Here is a 22299-nt window from a genome sequence, read left to right as displayed (position 1 = left end):
TGGCCGGTGGCAAGGAGGTGTGGTGGGCGTCGTGTCCCGGCCGAAGCGAGAGGGGCCGGGCTGAGATGTCCGCGAATGTGTGGCAGGTTGTCCTCCAGGGAGGGCGACGCCGTCCGCGAAGGCATCTGGTGCGGGACTACTTCGATACCGGCAGGCGGGAATCGTGAAGATCTTCGGCAAGGTACGGCACCGGCCGTCCGCCTCATGGCGGCAGGCCACGGACCGTGCGTTCACGCTCATCGGCGACGGCCGGTACGAGGACGCGGGCGCGCTGCTGACCCGCGCCGCCGACCTGGAGCCGTGGCTGTCGGAGTCCTGGTTCAACCTGGCCCTGCTGCACAAGTTCCGGCACGACTGGGAGCAGGCCCGCGCCGCCGGGCTGCGCGCGGTCGCCCTGCTGGACCGTGAGACCGGCGCCCCCGACTGGTGGAACGTGGGCATCGCCGCCACCGCCCTCCAGGACTGGCCGCTGGCCCGCCGCGCCTGGCAGGCGTACGGACTGAAGGTGCCCGGTGAGGCATCCGCGTCCGGTGAGCCGCTGGGCATGGAGCTGGGCAGCGCGGCGGTGCGGCTGTCGCCGGAGGGCGAGGCCGAGGTGGTCTGGGGCCGCAGGCTGGACCCGGCCCGGATCGAGGTGCTGTCCATCCCGCTGCCGTCCTCCGGGCGGCGCTGGGGCGAGGTGGTGCTGCACGACGGCGTTCCGCACGGTGAGCGGGTGACCTCCGCGGGCCCGGCCTACCCCGTCTTCGACGAGATCGAGCTGTGGGCGCCGTCCCCGGTGCCGACCTGGGTGGTGCTGCTGGAGGCCGCCACCGAGGCCGACCGGGACGCCCTGGAGCGGCTCGCGGCGGACGCGGGCTTCGCCGCGGAGGACTGGTCGTCCTCGGTGCGGCTGCTGTGCCGCTCCTGCTCGGAGAGCCGGATGCCCAGTGACGAGGGCGAGGGCGAGCACCTGGATCCGCACGACCACAGTGAGCCGGGCCACCCCGGGCCGCTGGGGCACCGTACGGCGGGCTCGGGCTCGCTGTGGGTCGCCGAGCGCGAATGCGGGATCGCCGCCCCGAGCGGGCTGGTGCGGGGGCTGCTGGACGGCTGGGTCGCCGACAGCCCGGACACCCGTGAGTGGCGGGATCTGGAAGAGGTCTGCTGACCCCGGGCGGCCCGAGGGCCGGTATGCCCCGCCGATGGCCGGTATGGGCTCTGCTGACGTCCATGTCACTCCGGGCGGGCCGTACTCTGTAGGGCGACGCATCAGGGTTCACGGAAGGCGTACGGCGGACGATGTCGCAGCAAGGCACTGAACAGCAGGTGGACGGCGAGTTCGTCGTGGACACGGAGAACTGCGAGGAGCGCGAGCGGGCCCACCGCGAGCGCGGCACCGCCCGCCCGATCACCGTCGTCGGCAATCCGGTACTGCACCGCGAGTGCAAGGATGTGACCGAGTTCGGCGACGACCTGGCGCGGCTCGTCGACGACATGTTCGCCAGCCAGCGGGCGGCGGAGGGCGTGGGCCTGGCCGCCAACCAGATCGGCGTCGACCTGAAGGTCTTCGTCTACGACTGCATGGATGACGAGGGCGTCCGGCACGTGGGCGTGGTCTGCAACCCGGTGCTGGACGAGCTGCCCGCCGAGAGCCGGGTGCTGGACGACTCCAACGAGGGCTGTCTGTCCGTCCCCGCCGCCTACGCCGAGCTGCCCCGCCCGGACGTCGCCGTGGTGCGCGGCCAGGACGCCGAGGGCAAGCCGGTCGCGGTGCGCGGCACCGGCTACTTCGCACGCTGCCTCCAGCACGAGACCGACCATCTCTACGGCCGCCTCTACATCGACCGGCTCTCCAAGCGCGACCGCAAGGACGTGCTGCGGCAGATGGCCGAGGGCACCCCGCGCTACGAGACGGTGCCCAACGACTGAGCGCCCCTTCACCCGACGCCGCGGGCCGGACCCCTCAAGGGAGTCCGGCCCGCGGTGTGTTGCGCCGGTGAACGGCCGGGCGATCAGAAGTCGTCGTCGAAGGAGACCGAGCCCTCGACGGCGACCTGGTACGCCGAGGCGCGCCGCTCGAAGAAGTTGGTCAGCTCCTGGACGTTCTGGAGCTCCATGAAGGAGAACGGGTTCTCCGAGCCGAAGACGGTGGGGAAGCCGAGGCGCATCAGGCGCTGGTCGGCCACGCACTGGAGGTACTCCTGCATCGAGGCGGTGTTCATGCCCGGCAGCCCGTCACCGCACAGATCGCGGGCGAACTGGAGCTCCGCCTCGACGGCCTCCTTCAGCATCTCGGTGACCTGGTCCTCGAGCTCGTCGTCGAAGAGGTCGGGCTCCTCCTGGCGGACGGTGTCCACCACCGAGAACGCGAACTCCATGTGCATCGACTCGTCGCGGAACACCCAGTTGGTGCCGGTCGCCAGGCCGTGCAGCAGCCCGCGGGAGCGGAACCAGTAGACATAGGCGAAGGCGCCGTAGAAGAACAGCCCCTCGATGCACGCCGCGAAGCAGATCAGGTTGAGCAGGAAGCGGCGCCGGTCGGCCTTGGTCTCCAACTGGTCCAGCTTCTCCACCGAGTCCATCCAGCGGAAGCAGAATTCCGCCTTCTCCCGGATGGAGGGGATGTTCTCCACGGCCGCGAACGCCGCCGCGCGGTCGTCCGGATCGGGGAGATAGGTGTCCAGCAGCGTCAGATAGAACTGGACGTGCACGGCCTCCTCGAAGAGCTGCCGCGACAGGTACAGCCGCGCCTCGGGGGAGTTGATGTGCTTGTAGAGCGTCAGCACCAGGTTGTTGGCCACGATCGAGTCGCCGGTCGCGAAGAAGGCGACCAGACGGCCGATCAGATGCTGCTCGCCCGGGGAGAGCTTGGCGAGGTCGGCCACGTCCGAGTGGAGATCGACCTCCTCCACGGTCCAGGTGTTCTTGATCGCGTCGCGGTAGCGGTCGTAGAACTCCGGGTACCGCATCGGCCGCAGGGTGAGCTCGAAGCCGGGGTCGAGCAGGTTCTTCACACGGTCGGGCGACGGGCGGGATGTCACTGGCAGGCCTCGCAGGACTCGGGGTTTTCCAGGGAGCAGGCGATGGCGTCCTCGTCGGCGGGCGCCTGCTGGACGGGGATGGTGGCGGCGGCAGCGCCACCGCCGCGCGCCGACTGAGCGATCCGGGTCGCCGGGCGCGAACGCAGGTAGTACGTCGTCTTGATGCCCTGCTTCCAGGCGTACGCGTACATCGAGCTGAGCTTGCCGATGGTCGGCGAGGCCATGAACAGGTTCAGCGACTGGCTCTGGTCGAGGTACGGCGTGCGGGCCGCGGCCATGTCGATCAGGGCGCGCTGCGGAACCTCCCACGCGGTGCGGTACAGCGCCCGGACGTCCGCGGGCACCCAGGAGAAGTCCTGGACCGAGCCGTTGGACTCGCGCAGCGCCTCGCGGGTCTGGGTGTCCCAGACGCCGAGCTTCTTCAGGTCGTCCACCAGGTAGGAGTTGACCTGGAGGAACTCACCGCTGAGCGTCTCGCGCTTGAAGAGGTTGGAGACCTGCGGCTCGATGCACTCGTAGACACCGGCGATCGAGGCGATGGTCGCGGTGGGCGCGATCGCCAGCAGCAGCGAGTTCCGCATCCCGGACTTCGCCATCCGCTGCCGCAGCGCCTCCCAGCGCTCCGGCCAGCCGGCCACCGCGTCCGTGTAGTGGTCCGGGTGCAGCACACCGCGTGCGGTGCGGGTCGCGGACCAGGCCGGATGCGGGCCGTGGCGCTCGGCGAGATCACAGGACGCCTCGTACGCGGCCAGCATGATGCGCTCGGAGATCCGGGTGGAGAGCTCCTTCGCCTCGGGGGAGTCGAAGGGCAGCCGCAACCGGAAGAAGACGTCCTGGAGGCCCATCAGCCCCAGACCCACCGGCCGCCAGCGGGAGTTGGAGGCACCGGCCTCTTCCGTGGGGTAGAAGTTGATGTCCACCACGCGGTCGAGGAACGTCACGGCGGTACGGACGGTCGCGTCCAGGCGCTCCCAGTCCATCTGACCGTTCTCGCCCAGGTGCGCGGCGAGGTTGACCGACCCCAGATTGCACACGGCGGTCTCGCCGTCGTCGGTGACCTCCAGGATCTCGGTGCAGAGGTTGGAGGAGTGGACGACCTTGCCGGGCTCGGCGGTCTGGTTGGCGGTGCGGTTGGCGGCGTCCTTGAACGTCATCCAGCCGTTGCCGGTCTGCGCCAGGGTGCGCATCATCCGGGCGTAGAGCTGGCGTGCCGGGACCTGCTTGACCGCGCGGCCCTCGGCCTCGGCCTTGCGGTAGGCGGCGTCGAACTCCTCGCCCCACAGGTCCACCAGCTGGGGCGCGTCGGCCGGGGAGAACAGCGACCAGGAGGCATCCGCCTCGACCCGGCGCATGAACTCGTCCGGGATCCAGTGGGCGATGTTGAGGTTGTGGGTGCGGCGGGCTTCCTCACCGGTGTTGTCCCGCAGCTCCAGGAACTCCTCGATGTCCGCGTGCCAGGTCTCCAGGTAGACACAGGCCGCGCCCTTGCGCCGGCCGCCCTGGTTGACGGCGGCCACCGAGGCGTCCAGCGTGCGCAGGAACGGCACGATGCCGTTGGAGTGCCCGTTGGTGCCCCGGATCAGCGAACCGCGGGCGCGGATGCGGGAGTACGAGAGCCCGATGCCGCCCGCGTGCTTCGACAGCCGCGCGACCTGGTGGTAGCGGTTGTAGATGGAGTCCAGCTCGTCCAGCGGGGAGTCCAGCAGATAGCACGAGGACATCTGCGGATGGCGGGTGCCGGAGTTGAACAGCGTGGGGGAGCTGGGCAGGTACGACAGGGTGCTGGTGAGCCGGTACAACTCGGCGACCTCGTCCACGGCCCGCTCGCTGAGGTCCTCGGCCAGTCCGCAGGCGACCCGGAGCAGGAAGTGCTGCGGGGTCTCGATCACCTGACGGGTGGTCGGGTGGCGCAGCAGATAGCGGCTGTGCAGGGTGCGCAGTCCGAAGTAGCCGAAGCGGTTGTCGGCGCCGTCCGCGAGCGCCCGCTCCACCAGTGCGTCCAGCCGCGCGGCGTGGGCGGTGACGAACTCCAGGGTGGAGTCGGCGATCAGGCCCTCGCGGTGGCCCACCGCGACCGAGGCCGAGAAGGAGACCGCGCCCTGCCCGGCCGCCTCCTCGGTGATCGCCAGGGCCAGCAGCCGCGCGGCCAGCCGGGAGTACTCCGGCTCCTCCGCGATCAGCCCGGCCGCCGCCTCGGTCGCCAGGGTGCGCAACTCCGCCTCGTCCGAGCCGGGATGGCGGCCGCGCAGGGCGGCGGCCGCAACCTTGCCGGGATCGGTGGCGGGCAGATCGGCGGTGAGCCCGGTGAGGGTCCGCAGCAGCGCGGTCCCGGGCGCGTCGGCCTCTGCCCGGGAAGCCGCTGCCTCTGAAACCGGGTCGGCGGGCGCGATGGTCACTGAAGTGTTCTCCCTCGCTCGGCTGGGGGCCAGGAGGGAGGGGCGATGGCCGCGTACGGGCATGACGAATCCGCACTACCGTACGAACGCACACCGCACAGCGTCCAACGGCCCAACCCGCGAGGCCCGGACGTGTTCAGACGGCCGTCGGCAGGTCATCGGACTCGCGGGTACGCATATGCGCACACGTACACCGTTGCGGGACAGTTCCGGATTCCCACCGGATTCCCCTGCGTCGACAGCGAGGACGAGCATACATCTTGTGTTGACCGACGCACGCGCCCCCACATCTTGTGTCGCCCGCGGGGGAGTTTCCCACGTATGTGCTATTGCGGGGCGGCCTCAGGCCCGCTGTTCCGGGGCCTTCTCCCGCGATTCGGTACGGGCCCGGGCGAGCCGGGAACGGTAGTCGGCGTAGCCGCGTTCGAAGGTCTCACGGCGGTCCGGATCCGGTACGACGGTCCGCGCGTCGGCCTGCCGGCGCTCCGCATCCCGGCCGGTTCGGCGGCCGGATCGATCCGCGCGTCGTCGGTGAGCACCTGACAGGCCAGGGTGGTGCCGACGATCAGCAGACCGTCGCCCCGCTCCCGCGCCCCGCTGCCGATGGCGCAGGCGGGGAGGTCGTACGGGCCCGCGCTGACCGGCGGTCCGGCCGGCAGCCCGAGCGGCCGGGCGCCCTCCTCGTGCAGCGGGGCGACCGCGCCGGGCGCCGCGGGCTCCGGCAACAGTCGTGCGTACGCGGCGATTCCGCACATCTCCAGCGCGTCCGGCACATAGCGGCGGGTGGTGACGGCCGGGTTTCATCCGCGCGATCCGCGCGGTGTCCAGCAGATGGCGGGTCTCGGGGGTCGGCCGGGCGTGCAGGCTCACCACCTCGCTGCGGTCGAGGAGTTCGTCCAGGCCGACCGGTTCGACGCCGTCCGCGCGGGCGGTCTCCGGGTCCGTGTAGGGGTCCGCGACCAGCACCCGGGCGCCGAAGGCGCGCAGCACCCGGGCGACGATCCGGCCGATGGCACCGTAGCCCACCAGCCCGACGGTCGCGCCGTCCAGCTCGGTCCCGGCCGCCTCGTACGCGTAGAAGTCACCGCGCCAGTGCCCGGCCCGCAACTCGGCGTCGGCCGTGGGGATCCGGCGCATCGCGGCGAGCATCATCCCGATCGCGAACTCGGCGGCGGCAGCGGCGTTGCGGCCCAGGGCGAAGCTGACGGCGACCCCCGCGCGGGTGGCGGCGGCCAGGTCGACATTGACCGGGCCGCCGCGGGAGACGGCGACCAGACGCAGTCCGGGGCGGGCGGCGAAGACCTTCCCGGTGAAGGGCGCCATCTGCGTCACACAGACCTCGGCGCCGCGCTACATCACATGAACGATGCTAGATTTAACATCCCAGGCTTGAACAGGCAATGGCCGATGCGTGGGAGGCGCCCGGATGACCACCCGACTGCTGCTGGTACGCCACGGGGAGACCGTCTGGCACGCGGAGAACCGCTATGCCGGAATCTCGGACGTGGCCCTGACGGGGCGGGGCCACCGCCAGGCCGAGGCACTCGCCCGCTGGGCCGCGGAGCGCGGGGTGGACGCGGTGGCCTGCTCCCCGCTGAGCCGCGCCCGGCTCACCGCGGCCCCCGCGGCGCAGGCGCTGGGCCTGGTGCCCGAGGTCGTCGAGGAGCTGCGCGAGGTCGACTTCGGCTGGGGCGAGGGCCGCACCATCGCCGAGATGGAGGCCGAAGACCCGGCCGCGGTACGGGCGTTCCGGCAGGACGGCGAGAGCGGCGCCTTCCCCGGCTCGGAACCGCCCGGCGCGGCAGGGCGGCGCGCCGCCGCCGCGCTGCGCGCCCTCGCCGCCGCGCACCCGGGGCGCACGGTGCTCGTCGTCGCCCACAACACCCTGCTGCGCACCGCGCTGTGCGCACTGCTCGGCATCCGCCCCGGCCGCTACCGCGAGGTCTTCCCCCGGCTGGACAACGCGGCGGTCACCGAGATCGAGCTGACCGGGGGCCGTACGGCGATGCGCTCCCTGAACGTCCCCACCGGGCACGGCCCCGCGGGCGGTACGGAAGGATCTCCGGCATGACCTCCACCGGCAACCCCGGCGGCTCCGCCCGCTCCCAGGACGCCCGCAGACAGACCATCACCGAGTACGTGCTCGAACGCTCCACCGCCACCGCCGCGGAGCTGGCCGAGCTGACGGGCGTCAGTCTGATGACGGTCCACCGGGACCTCGACGAACTGGCCCGGCTCGGGGTGGTGCGGAAGTTCCGGGGCGGGGTCTCGGCGCTGCCCTCGTCGGTCTTCGAGTCCAGCCTGGACTACCGGATGGGCGTCAACCGGGCCGAGAAGGAGGCGGTCGCGGCCGCCGCCGCGGAGCTGGTCGAGCCCGGGATGTCGGTGATGCTGGACGACTCCACCACCGCCCTCGCGCTGGCCCGGCTGCTGGTGGCGTCCGCCCCGCTGACCGTGGTGACCAACGCGCGGCGGGTGGTGGAGGTCTTCGCCGGGGTGCCGCAGACGCGGCTGATCGGGCTGGGCGGGGAGTACTCGCACACCCATGACTCCTTCCTCGGGGTGCCGTGCGCGGAGGCCATCGAGGCGCTGTCGGTGGACATGGTGCTGGTGTCCACCTCGGCCATGGACGCGGCCACCACCTACCACCAGGAGCAGGACGTGGTGATGGTCAAGCGGGCGATGCTGGCCGCCGGGCACCGCAAGGTGCTGCTGATGGATGCCTCCAAGACCAAGCGGACCGCGCTCCACCGGCTGTGCCCGGTGGACGACTTCGACCATCTGGTGGTGGACGACGCGGTGGAACCGTCGCTGCTCACGGAGTTGCGGGAGCGCACCGACGTCCGGGTGGCGGGAACGGGCGCCTGACCCAGGCCGAGATCACATCCAGCATGTTAATTTAACGGCATGCGTGATGTTCAGGGTCAGGTCGTTGCCGGGATCGATATCGCCACGGCGGCGGTACGGGTGCTGTGCGTCGACGCGGACGGCCGGGTGCGGGCCGAGGGCCGCACCGACCTGCCGCGACCGCACCGCGGCCCCGGCGGCCACAGCGAACAGCCGGCCGGGTCCTGGTGGCCCGCGGTCGCCGCGGCCCTGCGGCAGGCCACCGGAGCGCTCCCCGCGGGCGGCCGGGAAGTGGTGGCGGTCGCCACCTCCGCCACCTCCGGCACGATCGTCCCCGTGGACGGCGCGGGGGAGCCGACCGGTCCGGCCCTGATGTACGACGACCGCCGCGGGGCCGCGTTCAACGCCCGCGCCCAGGAGCTCGGCGCCGCCCGTTGGCGGGCCCTCGGCCTCTCCGTCGGCCCGACCGCCGCGCTCGGCCGGATCGCCTGGCTGACCGGTGACTCCGGCCCGGGAACCGGCCGTGCGCGAGGGGTCCTTCACACCCCCGACCTCATCGGCCACCGGCTGACCGGCGCGCCCGTGGCCACCGACTGGAGCCATGCGCTCAAAAGCGGTTACGACCCGCGCGAGGAGGCGTGGCCGGAGGAGGTTCTGGCCGCCCTCGGCATCCCCGAAGGCCGGCTGCCACCGGTCCAGGCACCCGCCACCGCCGTCGGCACCGTGTGCCCCGAGGCCGCGGCGGAGACCGGACTGCCCACCGGATGCGCGGTCCGCCTCGGCATGACCGACGGCTGCGCCGGCCAGCTCGCCACCGGCGCGGTGCGGCCGGGCCAGTTCGCCGGGATCCTGGGCACCACCTACGTCCTCAAGGGCGTCACCCGCGAACTGGTCACCGACCCGTCCGGAGCGCTCTACAGCCACCGCCACCCCGACGGCTGGTGGCTGCCCGGCGGCGCCTCCAACACGGGCGGCGAGGCGCTCGCCGCCATCCCGGCCGACCGGCTGCCCGCGCTCGACCGGGCCGCCGCCGACCGCGGACCGGCCTCGGTGATCGCCTATCCGCTGCGCCGCGAGGGGGAGCGCTTCCCGTTCATCAGCGGCGCGGCCCGCGGGTTCACCGACGGCACCCCGGACGACGATGCCGACCGCCACCGCGCCGCGCTGGAGGGCGTCGCCTTCCTGGAGCGCCTGGCGCTGGACCGGGTGCGGGAGCTGGGCGTGGTGGTCGAGGGGCCGCTGTGGGCGGCGGGCGGCGGCAGCCGCAGCCCGCTGTGGACCCGGATCCGGGCCACCGTCCTCGGCCGCCCGCTGCGGGTGGCCGACCACGCCGAGACCGCCTTCGGCGCCGCCCTGCTGGCCGCCTCCGGCACCCTCCACCCCGACCTCACGACGGCCGCCGCCGCGATGGTCCGCACCGGGCGGGACATCGAGCCGGACGAGACGGAGCGCGCGGCGCTGGAGGACTCCTACGCCGCCTTCACCGCCGCCCTGCGCGACCGCGGCTGGCTGGGCTGACCCACGGGCCTACAGCGCCACCGTGAACGCCCAGATCGCCACCCCCGGCACCGGCTCCCAGTCCCGCTCCGGGGCGCGGACGAAGCCCAGCCGTCCGTAGAGCCGGTGGGCGGTGGTCATCCTGGGGTGGCTGGAGATCACGATCCCCCGGAGACCCAGCTCCCGCGCCTTGTCCATACAGGCCCGCACCAGCGCCTCCGCCACCCCGCGCCGCCGGGCCTCGTGCCGCACCGCGAGCATCCGGAACTCGCCCTCACCGGGCCGGGCCCGCTGGGCGTACGGAGCGCCGTACGCGGCGAAGGCCAGCGTCCCCAGCACCGTGCCGCCGCGGGAGTCCGTTGCGACCAGCACCTCGGACTCCGCGCTCCGCCGCCGGGCGTCCCGCAGATCGTTCAGATAGGGGTCCTCGGCCCCGAAGTCGAGCAGGTCGTCGTCGAGATACACCGCCGCGGTCATCTCCCCGACCTCGTCCAGCTCTTCGTCCCGGGCCCGCCGCACCGTGATGTCCATGTCCGCAGTGTGCCCGACCTCACCGCCGCCCGGCTCCCCGGTCGTGTTCAATGGACGGCGGATGCCCTTGCGGGCGCCCCGGACGAGCGCGTCGTACCCGGTGAGGACAAGACGGCGCAGTCAGCGAAGTCTGCTACTGCGTGAGGTCTGTCATGGCATGGGTCGTTCTGGTGCTGTCCGGTCTTCTGGAGACGGTCTGGGCGGCGGCGCTCGCCGCGTCGCACGGATTCAGCCGTGCGCGCCCCAGTGCGCTGTTCGCGGTCGCCGCCGTGCTGAGCATGGCCGGTCTGTCGTACGCGATGCGCTCGGTGCCCCTCGGCACCGGCTATGCGGTGTGGGTCGCGATCGGGGCGGTGGGGACGGCCGGTTACGGCATGGCCGCGCTGGGCGACCCGGTGAGCGCGGCTCGTATCGTCTGTCTGCTGCTGATCGTCGCCGGTGTGGTGGGTCTGAAGCTGCTCCACTGACCGGCCTTCCCGGCCCGTACCCCGCACCAGGGCCGCCCACGGCACACCACGGCAAAAGGACCGCCGCCTCCCGCGAAGGGGAGGCGGCGGCCCGTGGGGACGGGGGCGAGGGTCAGTGTCCGCCGGGGGTGCCCGCCGTCGCCGGGGGCAGTTCGGCCTGCACGCCCGGCTCGCCCGCGTCCGCGGTGTAGTCGGACGGGGAGGTCTCGTCCACGCCGTCCGGCGCCTTCACCGCCCGCAGGATCGCCGTCAGAGCCACGGTGACCACCACGTTGAGGACGAACGCGGTGAGACCGATGTAGCCGATCTCGCCGATGCCCGGGATCTCGTCCGCGGAGCCGCCGAAGTGCTTCTGGCTCGGGTTGGTGGGGCTGGGCACGCCGTACGCCACGGCCGTGCCGTAGATCATGCCGACCGCCCAGCCCGCCAGCAGCGCCCAGCGGTGGAACCAGCGGGTGAACAGACCGCCCACCAGGGCCGGGAAGGTCTGGAGGATCCAGATGCCGCCCAGCAGCTGGAAGTTGATCGCGACCGTCTTGTCCATGGCCAGGACGAAGATCAGCGCACCGACCTTCACCATCAGCGAGACCAGCTTGGAGACCTTGGTCTCCTGTGCGGGTGTGGCGTCCGGCTTGAGGAAGTCCTTGTAGATATTGCGGGTGAACAGGTTCGCCGCGGCGATCGACATGATGGCCGCCGGGACCAGCGCGCCGATGCCGATGGCGGCGAAGGCCACACCCGCGAACCAGTCGGGGAACATGTTCTCGAACAGCTGCGGAATGGCCAGCTGGCCGTTCTCCACCTTCACTCCGGCCGCGATGGCCATGAAGCCCAGCAGTGCCAGCAGGCCGAGCATCAGCGAGTACAGCGGCAGGATGGTGGTGTTGCGGCGGATCACCTCACGGCTGCGGCTGGAGAGCGTCGCGGTGATCGAGTGCGGATACATGAACAGCGCGAGGGCCGAGCCCAGCGCCAGCGTGGCGTACGCCCATTGCTGTTTCTCACCGCTGGCCAGCGCGCCGCGTGGCTGTCCGGTGGTCGGGTTCTTCTGCGAGAGGGCGTCGCCCGCCTTCGCGAAGATGTCGTCGAAACCGCCCAGTTTGATCGGGATGTAGATGATCGCCACCGCGATGACGATGTAGATCAGGGTGTCCTTGACGAAGGCGATCAGCGCGGGAGCGCGCAGTCCGGAGGAGTAGGTGTACGCCGCGAGCACACCGAAGGCGATCAGCAGCGGCAGGTCCTTGATGAACCAGTTGGTGTTCTCGCCGCCGCCGATGCCCATCACGTCCAGCACCGCCTGGATGCCGACGAGTTGAAGGGCGATGTACGGCATGGTGGCGAGGATGCCGGTGACCGCGACGGCCAGCGACAGCCCCTTGGAGCCGAACCGGCCGCGGACGAAGTCCGAGGTGGTGACGTAGCCGTGCTTGTGCGACACCGACCACAGCCGGGGCAGGAAGGTGAAGATCAGCGGGTAGACGAGGATGGTGTACGGCACCGCGAAGAACCCGGAGGCGCCGGCCGCGTAGATGGCCGCCGGGACGGCCACGAAGGTGTACGCGGTATAGAGGTCGCCGCCGAGCAGGAACCAGGTGATCCAGGTGCCGAAGCTGCGGCCGCCGAGACCCCATTCGTCGAGGTTGTCCGCGTTCTCCGCGGCCCGCCAGCGCGCGGCCAGGAACCCCATGACCGTGACGGCCACGAAGAAGAGCAGGAAGACGGCGAGGGCGACGCCGTTCACACCGTCTTTCATGCCGATCCGCCTTCCTTGCGCGCCCGCCGCTCACGCCGGACGAGCACATAGGCCACCGACGTCAGCGCGGTCGAGACCGGCACCCAGAGCATCTGGTACCAGTAGAAGAACGGGATGCCGATGAGCTTGGGATCGACCTTGGCGTACGAGCCGACCCAGAGCATGGCCACGAAGGGCACGATCAGGCAGAAGGCGATCACCACGCGGGCCGGCGTGACCACCGGTCTCCTGACGGGTGAAGCGGACGTGTCGGACATGGTGGCTGGCTCCCGTCCCTCGGCTCATCACCTGCGTCTACGACTGATCGCTCTCACGGCTGATCTTGTACGTGATGATCAGGAAATCTAAGCCCGCGGCCCGGTGGTCGTCACTACCCGGCCCCATATCGGTATGAGAAAGAAGTGGCCTCGTCCACGACTCGGCCGCCCGCCGGGGCGTCCGGGGCCGCCCGTACGGCGCCCGGAGGCCGCCCCGGACCGTGCCCGGGGCGCGGGGCGCGGGACGTCTCAGTCGTGGGGGCGCTGGAGCCGGGCCACGAACTTGTAGCGGTCCCCGCGGTAGACCGACCGCACCCACTCCACCGGTTCGCCGGAGGCGTCCAGGGAGTGTCGCGAGAGCATCAGCATCGGCAGCCCGACATCGGTGCCCAGCAGCCCGGCCTCCCGCGGGGTGGCGAGCGAGGTCTCGATGGTCTCCTCGGCCTCGGCCAGGTGGACGTCGTAGACCTCGGCCAGGGCCGTGTACAGCGAGGTGTACTTCACCAGGCTGCGGCGCAGCGCCGGGAAGCGCTTGGCCGACAGATGGGTGGTCTCGATCGCCATCGGCTCACCGCTGGCCAGCCGCAGCCGTTCGATGCGCAGCACCCGGCCGCCGGTGGCGATGTCCAGCAGCCCGGCGAGCCGGTCGTCGGCGGTGACATAGCCGATGTCCAGCAGTTGAGAGGTGGGCTCCAGGCCCTGGGCCTTCATGTCCTCGGTGTAGGAGGTCAGTTGCAGGGCCTGGGAGACCTTGGGCTTGGCCACGAAGGTGCCCTTGCCCTGGATCCGCTCCAGCCGCCCTTCGACCACCAGTTCCTGGAGCGCCTGGCGCACGGTGGTGCGGGAGGTGTCGAACTCGGCGGCCAGGGTCCGCTCCGGGGGGACCGGGGTGCCCGGTGGCAGCGTCTCGGTCATCTCCAGCAGATGCCGCTTGAGCCGGTAGTACTTCGGGACCCGCGCGGTGCGGGTCCCCCCGGAGTTGTTGCCGCTCTCGGCCGCGGGTGTGGTGGCCGTGGCCGTAACTCCCTCGGTCTCCATGGCGCGCCCTTCCGACTCCTGGTCTGCTGCCGTCACCGGCTCCTCCGAATTCAGCGGCTCACATCGTGGCACGGTCCCGCACGCGGGCGGCGGCTCGGGCCGGATGTCGACAGATGTCGGTCCGGTAACGGAGCCGTTGGCGACCTTATACACCCTTGACACCCCCAAAGGTCTAGGCCAAGCTGCGGGCGCTGGTCTAAACCATTAAACCTCTCATCCGGTCCTTTGAGGAGAGTGCTGTGAAGCGTGGGCTCATAGCGGCGGCGGGTGTCGCGGCAATGCTGGTGAGCGTCGCGGCCTGTGGGTCCGGCGACGACGACAAGGCCGGAGCGGACGGTTTCCAGGGCGAGACGCTGACCGTCTGGGCGATGGACGGATCCACCCCGGACGGCTGGACGAAGGATGTCAAGGCCGCTTTCGAGAAGAAGACCGGCGCCACGCTGAAGCTGGAGATCCAGCAGTGGAACGGCATCCAGCAGAAGGTGACCACCGCGCTGTCCGAGTCCGACCCGCCGGACGTCCTGGAGATCGGCAACACCCAGACCCCCTCCTACGCCCGCACCGGGGGCCTCGCCGAACTGGACGACCTCAAGAAGTCGATCGGCGCCGACTGGTCCCCGTCGCTCAACAAGTCCGCGGTGTACGACGGCAAGCAGTACGCCGCCCCCTGGTACGCGGCCAACCGCGTCGTCCTCTACAACAAGAAGATCTGGGCGCAGGCGGGGCTCAAGGGCACCCCGAAGACCCGCGCCGCATTCTTCCGGGACCTGGACACCATCCGTCGGAAGACCGATGCCGAACCGCTCTATCTCCCCGGCCAGAACTGGTACTTCTTCGACGGACTGACCATCGGCACCGGCGCCGACCTGGTGAAGAAGGAAGGCGGCCGCTGGGTCTCCAACCTCTCCGACGCCAAGGTCGCCAAGGCCATGGACATCTACCAGCAGTACCAGTCCTTCAGCAAGGCGCCCAAGAACAAGGACGAGGCCACCCCGCAGCAGGGCGAGGTGTTCGCCAAAGGCAGGACCGGCGCCTTCATCGGCATGGGCTGGGAGGCGGCCATCGCCATCAAGGCCAACCCGAAGATCGAGAAGGACATCGGCTACTTCACCATCCCCGGTGAGACCGCGGACAAGCCGGAGGGCGTCTTCCTCGGCGGCTCCAACCTGGCCGTCGCCGCGGGCAGCGAGAAGCAGGAACTCGCCAAAGAATTCCTGAAGATTGCGCTGAACGACACCTTCGAGGGACAGCTCGCCCAGGAGGGCGGGGTGATCCCCAACAAGGAGTCCCTCCAGGACCGGCTGAAGGGCAACGCCGCCGCCCAGGCCGCCGCCCCCGCCGTCGCGACCGGCGGTACCACCCCGCTGATCCCCGAATGGGCCGCGGTGGAGAACGCCCCCAACCCGGTCAAGTCCTATATGACCGCCGTACTCAAGGGGAAGGCCCCCGCGGAGGCCGCCGCGTCGGTCCAGGACGAGATGAACAAGCGCCTCAGCCAGGAGAGCTGAGCGGATGGCCGTCGCGACCGACCACAAGGGCCCCGGACCGGCCGCGGCCGGGGTCCCCCGGGGAGCGGCACCGCCGTTCCGGACCGCCCCTCCGGCGGGGCGGTCCGGACGCGGGCGGCTCACCGCCGTCGCGCCCTATCTGCTGCTCCTGCCCGCGCTGGCCGCCACCGCGGCGCTGCTGGGCTGGCCGCTGGTGAAGAACGGCATGCTGTCGTTCCAGAACCTGAACATGCGGCAGCTGATCCAGCACCTCACCGAGTGGAACGGCGTCGACAACTACCGCGAGGCGCTGGGCAGCGAGGACTTCTGGCGGGTCACCGGGCGGTCGGTGGCCTTCACCGGGGTCAACGTCGTACTGATCATGGTGCTGGGCACCCTGATCGGACTGCTGCTCGCCCGGCTCGGCACCCGGATGCGGCTGCTGCTCTCGGTCGGTCTGGTGCTCGCCTGGGCGATGCCGCCCATCGCCGGCACCACCGTCTTCCAGTGGCTCTTCGCGGCCCGCTTCGGAGTGGTCAACTGGGTGCTGGACCGGCTCGGTTGGCACTCCATGGCCGACTACAACTGGACCGGCGGCCAGTTCTCCACCTTCTTCGTCATCACCGTGCTGATCGTCTGGCAGTCGATCCCGTTCGTGGCGCTCAACCTCTACGCGGCCACCACCACGATCCCCAGGGAGCTCTACGAGGCGGCCGCGCTCGACGGCGCGGGGGCCTGGCGCGGCTTCACCTCGGTGACCCTGCCCTTCCTCAAGCCGTTCCTGCTCGCCACGGTCTTCCTCGAAGTCATCTGGGTCTTCAAGGCGTTTCCGCAGGTGTTCGCCATCAATGAGGGCGGTCCCGACCGGCTCACCGAAACCCTTCCCGTGTACGCCTTCATCGAGGGCGTCGGCAACCAGCACTACGGGATGGGCGCCGCGATCTCGCTGCTCACCATCCTGATCCTGCTGGTCCTGACCTCCTCCTACCTCCGCATCGCCCTCAGGAAGGAGGAGGACGAGCTGTGAAGCGCTCGCCACTGGCCCGGCTGTGGCCGAACGCGGCCGCCGTCGTGCTCTTCGCCGGCTTCGCGTTCCCCGTCTACTGGATGTTCTGCACGGCCCTCAAGCCGACCTCGGACATCGTCTCCGAGGACCCGGTGTGGTTCCCGGCCTCCGCCACCTTCGAGCACTTCGGCACGGCCGTCGGCGCCGAGCACTTCTGGACGCTGGTGGGGAACTCGCTCACCGTCACCGTCTCGGCGGTCGCGCTCTCCCTGGTGATCGCGCTGCTGGCGTCCTTCGCGCTGGCCCGGCTGCGGTTCCGGGGGCGGCGCGGCTTCCTGGTGACGTTCATGATCGCGCAGATGGCGCCCTGGGAAGTCATGGTGATCGCCATCTATATGCTCGTCCGCGACGGCGACATGCTGAACAGCCTGCTTCCCCTCACCCTGTTCTACATGGTGATGGTGCTGCCGTTCACGGTGCTCACGCTCCGCTCCTACATCGCCGCCGTACCCAGGGAGCTGGAGGAGTCGGCGATGGTCGACGGCTGCACCCGGCGCCAGGCGTTCAGCAAGGTGATCTTCCCGCTGCTGGCGCCCGGTCTGATGGCCACCTCGCTCTTCGGCTTCATCACCGCCTGGAACGAATTCCCGCTGGTGCTCATCCTCAACAAGGACGCCGAGGCCCAGACCCTGCCGCTGTGGCTGTCCAGCTTCCAGACCCAGTTCGGCGACGACTGGGGCGCCACCATGGCGGCCGCCTCGCTGTTCGCCGTTCCGGTTCTGCTGCTCTTCCTGTTCCTGCAACGCAAGGCGGTCGGTGGGCTCACTTCCGGCGCTGTGAAGGGATGATCCCCGGCCATGACCACCCTCGCGCACACCCCGGCCACCCTCACCCGTGACGCCCTGACCGTCCTCCAGCCCGGCTTCACCGGCACCACCGCCCCCGACTGGCTGCTCCGCAGACTCGGCGAGGGGCTCGCCTCCGTCGGGCTGTTCGGCCGGAACATCACCTCGCCCGAACAGCTCGCCGCGCTCACCGCCCAGCTGCGCTCCGAACGGGACGACGTGCTGGTGGCCATCGACGAGGAGGGCGGCGATGTCACCCGGCTGGAGGTGCGCGGCGGTTCCTCCTTCCCCGGCAATCTGGCCCTCGGTGCCGTCGACGACCCGGAACTGACCCGCGCGGTCGCCCGGGAGCTGGGCCGCCGGCTCGCCGCCTGCGGGGTCACCCTCAACTGGGCGCCCTCCGCCGACGTCAACTCCAACCCGGACAACCCGGTCATCGGCGTCCGCTCCTTCGGCGCCGACCCCCGGCTCGTCGCCCGCCACACCACCGCCTGGATCGAGGGCCTCCAGAGCGCCGGTGTCGCCGCCTGCACCAAGCACTTCCCCGGCCACGGCGACACCGCCGTCGACTCCCACCACGCGCTGCCGCGGATCGACGCCGGACTCGACACCCTGGCCGAGCGCGAACTGGTGCCCTTCCGTGCCGCCGTGGCCGCCGGGACCAAGGCCGTGATGAGCGCCCACATCCTGCTGCCCGCGCTCGACGCGGAGCACCCCGCCACCCTCAGCCCCGCCGCCCTCCACGGACTGCTGCGCGGCCCCGTCGCCGACGGCGGCCTCGGCTTCGACGGCCTGATCGTCACCGACGGCATGGAGATGCGGGCCATCTCCGCCGCCTACGGCATCGAGCGCGGCAGCGTGCTGGCCATCGCCGCGGGCGCCGACGCCATCTGTGTGGGCGGCGGCCTCGCCGACGAGGACACCGTGCTCCGGCTGCGTGACGCGCTGGTGGCCGCGGTACGCGAGGGGCGGCTGCCCGAAGCGCGGCTTGCCGAGGCGGCCGCGCGGGTACGGGCGCTGGGGGAGTGGACCCGGCGGCACGGCGGGCCGGGCGCGGCGGAGGGGATCGCGCCCGCCCCCGAGGTCGGGCTCTCCGCGGCCCGGCGGGCGCTGCGGGTCACCCCCGGCGGTGCGGGGTACGCACCGCTGACCCGCCCCGCGCATGTCGCCGCCCTCACCCCGATGGCCAACATCGCCGTCGGCGACGAGACGCCCTGGGGTGTGGCCGCCGAACTCACCCGGATGCTGCCCGGCACCACCACCGCCGCCTACGGACGCCAGGACGCCGAGACCGGCGGTGTCCCCGCCCTGCTCGAGAACCTGCTCGACCAGGCCGCGGACCGTACGATCGTCGCAGTGGTCCGCGATGTCCACCGCCACCCCTGGATGGCCGGCACCCTGGACGCCCTGCTCACCGCCCGGCCCGACACGGTCGTCGTCGAGATGGGGGTGCCCCAGGCGCCGCCCGGCGGGGGGCTGCACATCGCGACCTACGGCGCCGCCCGGGTCTGCGGACGGGCGGCCGCGGACATCATCACCGGCGGCGCGGCCGGGGTATGACATCAGCGAGTACCAGCGGCCCCGTCACCTGGAGGCACCCAGCATGTCCGCCACGACAACGGCCCAGCACAGCGAGCAGCCGGGCCGGATCATGTCCGGCGAGATGGCCGAGCAGCCCGCGGTCCTGCGCCGGATCCTGGACGAGGGCGCGCCGAGGATCCGGGAGACCGCCGCGCGGATCGCCGCCCGCAATCCGCGCTTTGTGCTCCTGACCGCGCGGGGCACCTCCGACAACGCCGCGCTGTACGCCAAGTACCTGCTGGAGGTACTGCTGGGGAAGCCCTGCGGTCTCACCTCCATGTCCACCACCACCGCGTACGGCGCCCGGCAGGACCTCACCGACGTCCTGGTGATCACGGTCAGCCAGTCGGGCGGCTCCCCGGACCTGGTCGCCTCCACCGAGGCCGCCCGCGCGGCCGGTGCCATCACCCTGGCGGTGACCAACAACGCCGACTCGGCCCTGGCCGCCGTCTCCGAGTTCCATATCGATGTTCTGGCCGGACCGGAGAAGGCGCTGCCCGCCACCAAGACCTACACCGCCGAACTGCTCGCGCTGTACCTGTTTGTCGAGGGGCTGCGCGGGGGTGACGGCTCGGCCGCCAAGGCGCTGCCCGACCTCGCCCGGCAGATCCTGGACCGGCAGGGTGAGATCAAGCAGCTGGCCGCCCGCTACCGGTTCGCCGAGCGTATGGTCCTCACCTCGCGCGGCTACGGCTATCCCACCGCCAAGGAAGCGGCGCTGAAGCTCATGGAGACCAGCTATATCCCGGCGCTCTCCTACTCCGGCGCCGATCTGCTGCACGGCCCGCTGGCCATGGTCGACAACATCTCGCCGGTGATCGCGATCGTCACCGAGGGGAAGGGCGGCGAGGCGCTCCAGCCGGTGCTGGAGCGGCTCCGCGGCCGGGGCGCGGACCTGGTGGTCATCGGCGCACAGACCGAGGTGGACCGCGCCTCCGCCGGATTCGCCCTGCCCACCGGCGGGGTGGCCGAGGAGGTCCAGCCGATCCTGGAGATCCTGCCGCTCCAGATGCTGGCGTACGAGGTGACCATCGCCCGGGGCCAGGACCCGGACGCCCCCCGGGCGCTGGCGAAGGTGACCGAGACCCGCTGAGCGGGGGCCGCGCACATACGGGGCCGCGGCACACCAAAAGGCTCCCGTCGCCGTGTGGTGAGGCGCGGGAGCCGTGATGTGCCACCCGCGGGCCGCGGCGCCAGAGCGGGACCCTCAACCCGCCCGGCACCGCAGCCCGGGTTGCGCCGGCCGAGCGGCCGGCCACGAGGCGCCCGGTGCGGTCAGGGCAGAGCGCGCCGGGTACCCGATCCGCCCTCCTGTGCGGGGAGTGCGGAAGATCGCAGTGCTCGATTATTCTGGACTAGACCACTAACGTCTGTCCATGCTTGTGCGCGGATAGGCTAATCCAACCAGGCGGGTAGGCTCACACCGTGCCCTCCATGAACGACCTCGTCCACCAGCACACCGCCCTCGGCGATGCCGATCTCGAATGGCTTCACCTGCTGGTATCGGAGTGGCAGCTGCTCTCCGACCTGTCCTTCGCGGATCTTGTGCTCTGGGTGCCGACCAGCGATGGCACGCGGTATGTCTCGGTGGCGCAGATGCGGCCCAACACCGGCCCCACCTCGTATCAGGACGACATGGTCGGCCATCTCGTACCCCGCGGCCGCCGTCCCATGCTCGACGCCGCCCTCGACGAGGGACGGATCGTCCGCGAGGGCGACCCCGAGTGGCGCGAGGAGGTTCCGGTCCGGGTGGAGTCCATCCCGGTCTGCCGGGAGGGCCGGGTGCTCGGCGTCATCGCCCGCAACACCAATCTGCTGACCGTGCGGACCCCCAGCCGGCTGGAGCTCACCTACCTCCAGAGCGCCTCCGACCTCGCCCAGATGATCTCCGTCGGGGCCTTCCCCTTCCCCGGCCAGCAGGTCGACATGGACGCCTCGCCGCGCGCGGGCGACGGGCTGATCCGGATGGACGCCGACGGGGTGGTCCAGTACGCCAGCCCCAACGCGCTGTCCGCCTACCACCGGCTCGGCCTGGCCGCCGATCTGGTCGGCCACCACTTGGGCCGGACCACCGCCGAACTCGCGCCGGTGCGCGGTCCGGTGGACGAGGCGCTGGTCAAACTGGCCAGCGGCTGGGCGCCCCGGGAGTTCGAAGTCGAGGGCGGCGACGGAGTGATCCAGCTCCGGGCCATTCCGCTCAAGCCCAAGGGACTGCACATCGGCTCGCTGGTGCTGCTGCGGGATGTCACCGAACTGCGGCGGCGTGAACGCGAGTTGATCACCAAGGACGCCACCATCCGGGAGATCCACCACCGGGTGAAGAACAATCTCCAGACGGTGGCCGCGCTGCTGCGGCTCCAGGCCCGCCGGATGGACTCCGCACAGGGCCGGGAGGCGCTGAACGAGGCGGTGCGCAGGGTCGGTTCGATCGCGATCGTCCATGAGACGCTGTCCCAGAACCTGGACGAGCGCGTCGAGTTCGACGACATAGCCGACCGGGTGCTGGCCATGGTGGCCGAGATCTCACCGGGCAAGGTGACCGGGCAGCGCGCCGGGCGCTTCGGCATTCTGGACGCGGAGGTCGCCACCCCGCTGTCCATGGTCCTCACCGAGGTGTTGCAGAACGCGCTGGAGCACGGCTTTGGACCGGGGGAGCACGGCACGGTCGAGGTCGCGGCGGTGCGCAGTGGCAGCGGAGAGGACAGCAGGCTGCGGGTCACCGTGCAGGACGACGGGCGCGGGCTGCCGGAGGGCTTCGATCCGCAGCGCGCCGGGAACCTCGGGCTCCAGATCGTCCGCACCCTGGTGGAGGGGGAGCTCGGCGGCACCTTCGACATGCTGCCCGCTCCGGAGCGCGGCACCCGGGTGGTCCTGGACTTCCCGGTGCCCGCCGAGAAGCGCTGACCCCGCTCTTCCTCCGACGCCGCTCTTCTGTTTCTTCCGGACAGCACTGAGCCCCCGGACCGGATGGTCCAGGGGCTCAAAGCTCACGTTGCTGTGCGCATCGGGGTTACTGCGCGCTGCGGCTCGGGGGCCACGGGGCGATCAGGTCAGGCGCTGGCGTGCCGCGCCCGGTTCCGAGCGGCACGGCGCTTCATCGCGCGGCGCTCGTCCTCGCTGAGTCCACCCCAGACGCCGGAGTCCTGGCCGGACTCAAGCGCCCACTGCAGGCACTGCTCCATGACGGGGCAGCGGCGGCAGACGGCCTTGGCTTCCTCGATCTGCAGCAGCGCAGGACCAGTGTTGCCGATGGGGAAGAACAGCTCGGGGTCTTCCTCGCGGCAAACGGCGTTATGACGCCAGTCCATGGCTGCTCCATCTCCTCGCGATTGCGGGTTCGTTGCTTGTGAATGTGAACGCTTTCACGAATCCCCCCACAAGGGTAGGGACGTCAACCAGTTGGGGCTGGTGCGGTCCCGTGGGATGAAGAGGGGGTTCGGGCTCTCAAGGGGGCCGTTTGTTGGCCGTCCCGATCGCCAAGAAGAGATTCGCAAACCTCGGCGGCGGATACAACCCCTTCCGGAAAGTTTTTTTTGATTCCTTGGTGTCGACTAGGTCACAGCCGTAC

General features: G+C 71.0%; 19 protein-coding genes, 2 pseudogenes and 2 riboswitches. Of the genes and pseudogenes, 12 read left to right on the top strand and 9 right to left on the bottom strand.

All coding sequences use genetic code 11. From position 1 onward, the window contains the following. The first annotated feature begins 163 nt into the window (after positions 1-163). Together JK363_RS03880 and def are read left to right on the top strand one after the other, a co-directional pair. Positions 164-1150: a tetratricopeptide repeat protein gene (locus JK363_RS03880; protein WP_201871384.1), complete on the top strand. Its 987-nt coding sequence runs from the start codon at positions 164-166 to the stop codon at positions 1148-1150. A 131-nt stretch (positions 1151-1281) separates the two neighbouring features. Beyond that, entirely contained in the window at positions 1282-1911 is a 630-nt protein-coding gene (gene def / locus JK363_RS03875) for a peptide deformylase (RefSeq protein WP_201871383.1), read from the top strand. 83 nt (positions 1912-1994) lie between these two features. Here def and JK363_RS03870 read toward each other — a convergent pair whose 3' ends face one another. From JK363_RS03870 to JK363_RS03860, 4 genes and pseudogenes are all read right to left on the bottom strand, one after another. Next, positions 1995-3023 (bottom strand): ribonucleotide-diphosphate reductase subunit beta, encoded by a 1029-nt coding sequence (locus tag JK363_RS03870; RefSeq protein ID WP_201871382.1) that lies wholly within the window; start codon positions 3021-3023, stop codon positions 1995-1997. Further along, positions 3020-5419, bottom strand: a complete 2400-nt coding sequence (locus JK363_RS03865; protein WP_201871380.1) for a ribonucleoside-diphosphate reductase subunit alpha — start codon at positions 5417-5419, stop codon at positions 3020-3022. The genes JK363_RS03870 and JK363_RS03865 overlap by 4 nt, the downstream gene beginning before the upstream one ends. A gap of 132 nt (positions 5420-5551) precedes the next feature. After that, a riboswitch (cobalamin riboswitch) is annotated at positions 5552-5687 on the bottom strand. 220 nt (positions 5688-5907) lie between these two features. Further along, positions 5908-6204: pseudogene (locus JK363_RS42100) on the bottom strand (carbohydrate kinase); the annotation flags it as partial. A gap of 7 nt (positions 6205-6211) precedes the next feature. Beyond that, a pseudogene (locus JK363_RS03860) lies at positions 6212-6766 on the bottom strand (NAD(P)-dependent oxidoreductase); the annotation flags it as partial. A 79-nt stretch (positions 6767-6845) separates the two neighbouring features. On the opposite strand from JK363_RS03860, the gene JK363_RS03855 reads away from it, so the two are divergent. From JK363_RS03855 to JK363_RS03845, 3 genes are read left to right on the top strand one after another with little or no spacing between them, the layout of a single operon-like run. Next, positions 6846-7490 (top strand): histidine phosphatase family protein, encoded by a 645-nt coding sequence (locus JK363_RS03855; protein ID WP_201871378.1) that lies wholly within the window; start codon positions 6846-6848, stop codon positions 7488-7490. Beyond that, positions 7487-8287: a DeoR/GlpR family DNA-binding transcription regulator gene (locus JK363_RS03850; protein WP_201871376.1), complete on the top strand. Its 801-nt coding sequence runs from the start codon at positions 7487-7489 to the stop codon at positions 8285-8287. Before JK363_RS03855 ends, JK363_RS03850 begins: the two co-directional genes overlap by 4 nt. 39 nt (positions 8288-8326) lie before the next feature. Then, on the top strand, positions 8327-9784 hold the full coding sequence (locus JK363_RS03845; RefSeq protein WP_201871374.1) for an FGGY-family carbohydrate kinase: 1458 nt from the start codon (positions 8327-8329) through the stop codon (positions 9782-9784). A gap of 9 nt (positions 9785-9793) precedes the next feature. Here JK363_RS03845 and JK363_RS03840 read toward each other — a convergent pair whose 3' ends face one another. Next, positions 9794-10294, bottom strand: coding sequence for a GNAT family N-acetyltransferase (locus tag JK363_RS03840; RefSeq protein WP_201871367.1), 501 nt, complete (start codon positions 10292-10294; stop codon positions 9794-9796). A 57-nt stretch (positions 10295-10351) separates the two neighbouring features. After that, a riboswitch (guanidine-III (ykkC-III) riboswitch) is annotated at positions 10352-10415 on the top strand. Positions 10416-10446: 31 nt separating this feature from the next. Here JK363_RS03840 and JK363_RS03835 point away from each other — a divergent pair. Beyond that, on the top strand, positions 10447-10761 hold the full coding sequence (locus JK363_RS03835; RefSeq protein ID WP_201871365.1) for a DMT family transporter: 315 nt from the start codon (positions 10447-10449) through the stop codon (positions 10759-10761). Between the two features lie 112 nt (positions 10762-10873). Here the strand turns inward: JK363_RS03835 and mctP are convergent, their stop codons facing one another. From mctP to JK363_RS03820, 3 genes are all read right to left on the bottom strand, one after another. Continuing rightward, a complete protein-coding gene (gene mctP, locus JK363_RS03830; protein ID WP_201871363.1) occupies positions 10874-12517 on the bottom strand; it encodes a monocarboxylate uptake permease MctP in 1644 nt (547 codons plus the stop codon). Further along, positions 12514-12774, bottom strand: coding sequence for a DUF3311 domain-containing protein (locus JK363_RS03825; protein ID WP_201871362.1), 261 nt, complete (start codon positions 12772-12774; stop codon positions 12514-12516). The genes mctP and JK363_RS03825 overlap by 4 nt, the downstream gene beginning before the upstream one ends. Before the next feature lie 249 nt (positions 12775-13023). Next, positions 13024-13812 carry a GntR family transcriptional regulator gene (locus tag JK363_RS03820; protein WP_201871682.1) on the bottom strand — a complete coding sequence of 263 codons (789 nt, stop codon included), beginning with the start codon at positions 13810-13812 and terminating at the stop codon, positions 13024-13026. 239 nt (positions 13813-14051) lie between these two features. Between JK363_RS03820 and JK363_RS03815 the strand changes: the two genes are divergently transcribed. The 6 genes from JK363_RS03815 to JK363_RS03790 all read left to right on the top strand — a co-directional run bounded on the left by JK363_RS03815 (position 14052) and on the right by JK363_RS03790 (position 21635). Continuing rightward, positions 14052-15320: an extracellular solute-binding protein gene (locus JK363_RS03815; RefSeq protein ID WP_201871361.1), complete on the top strand. Its 1269-nt coding sequence runs from the start codon at positions 14052-14054 to the stop codon at positions 15318-15320. A 4-nt stretch (positions 15321-15324) separates the two neighbouring features. After that, positions 15325-16326 (top strand): carbohydrate ABC transporter permease, encoded by a 1002-nt coding sequence (locus tag JK363_RS03810; protein WP_201871358.1) that lies wholly within the window; start codon positions 15325-15327, stop codon positions 16324-16326. Beyond that, entirely contained in the window at positions 16323-17153 is an 831-nt protein-coding gene (locus tag JK363_RS03805) for a carbohydrate ABC transporter permease (protein WP_201871357.1), read from the top strand. Before JK363_RS03810 ends, JK363_RS03805 begins: the two co-directional genes overlap by 4 nt. A 9-nt stretch (positions 17154-17162) precedes the next feature. Then, the gene (locus JK363_RS03800) at positions 17163-18710 is read left to right on the top strand and encodes a glycoside hydrolase family 3 protein (RefSeq protein ID WP_201871355.1); all 1548 of its coding nucleotides are present in this window, start codon (positions 17163-17165) and stop codon (positions 18708-18710) included. A gap of 43 nt (positions 18711-18753) precedes the next feature. After that, positions 18754-19824 carry an SIS domain-containing protein gene (locus JK363_RS03795; RefSeq protein WP_201871353.1) on the top strand — a complete coding sequence of 357 codons (1071 nt, stop codon included), beginning with the start codon at positions 18754-18756 and terminating at the stop codon, positions 19822-19824. A 341-nt stretch (positions 19825-20165) separates the two neighbouring features. Then, positions 20166-21635: a sensor histidine kinase gene (locus JK363_RS03790; protein ID WP_201871351.1), complete on the top strand. Its 1470-nt coding sequence runs from the start codon at positions 20166-20168 to the stop codon at positions 21633-21635. 146 nt (positions 21636-21781) lie between these two features. Here the strand turns inward: JK363_RS03790 and JK363_RS03785 are convergent, their stop codons facing one another. After that, complete coding sequence (locus JK363_RS03785; protein ID WP_201871350.1) at positions 21782-22039, bottom strand: WhiB family transcriptional regulator; 258 nt, start codon at positions 22037-22039, stop codon at positions 21782-21784. Positions 22040-22299 lie beyond the last annotated feature (260 nt).

Origin of the sequence: Streptomyces coffeae (assembly GCF_016741875.1) — a bacterium.
GTDB lineage: Bacteria > Actinomycetota > Actinomycetes > Streptomycetales > Streptomycetaceae > Streptomyces > Streptomyces coffeae.
The sequence above is the reverse complement of the archived record's forward strand: the minus strand, read 5'-3'. Positions and strand labels throughout refer to the sequence as shown.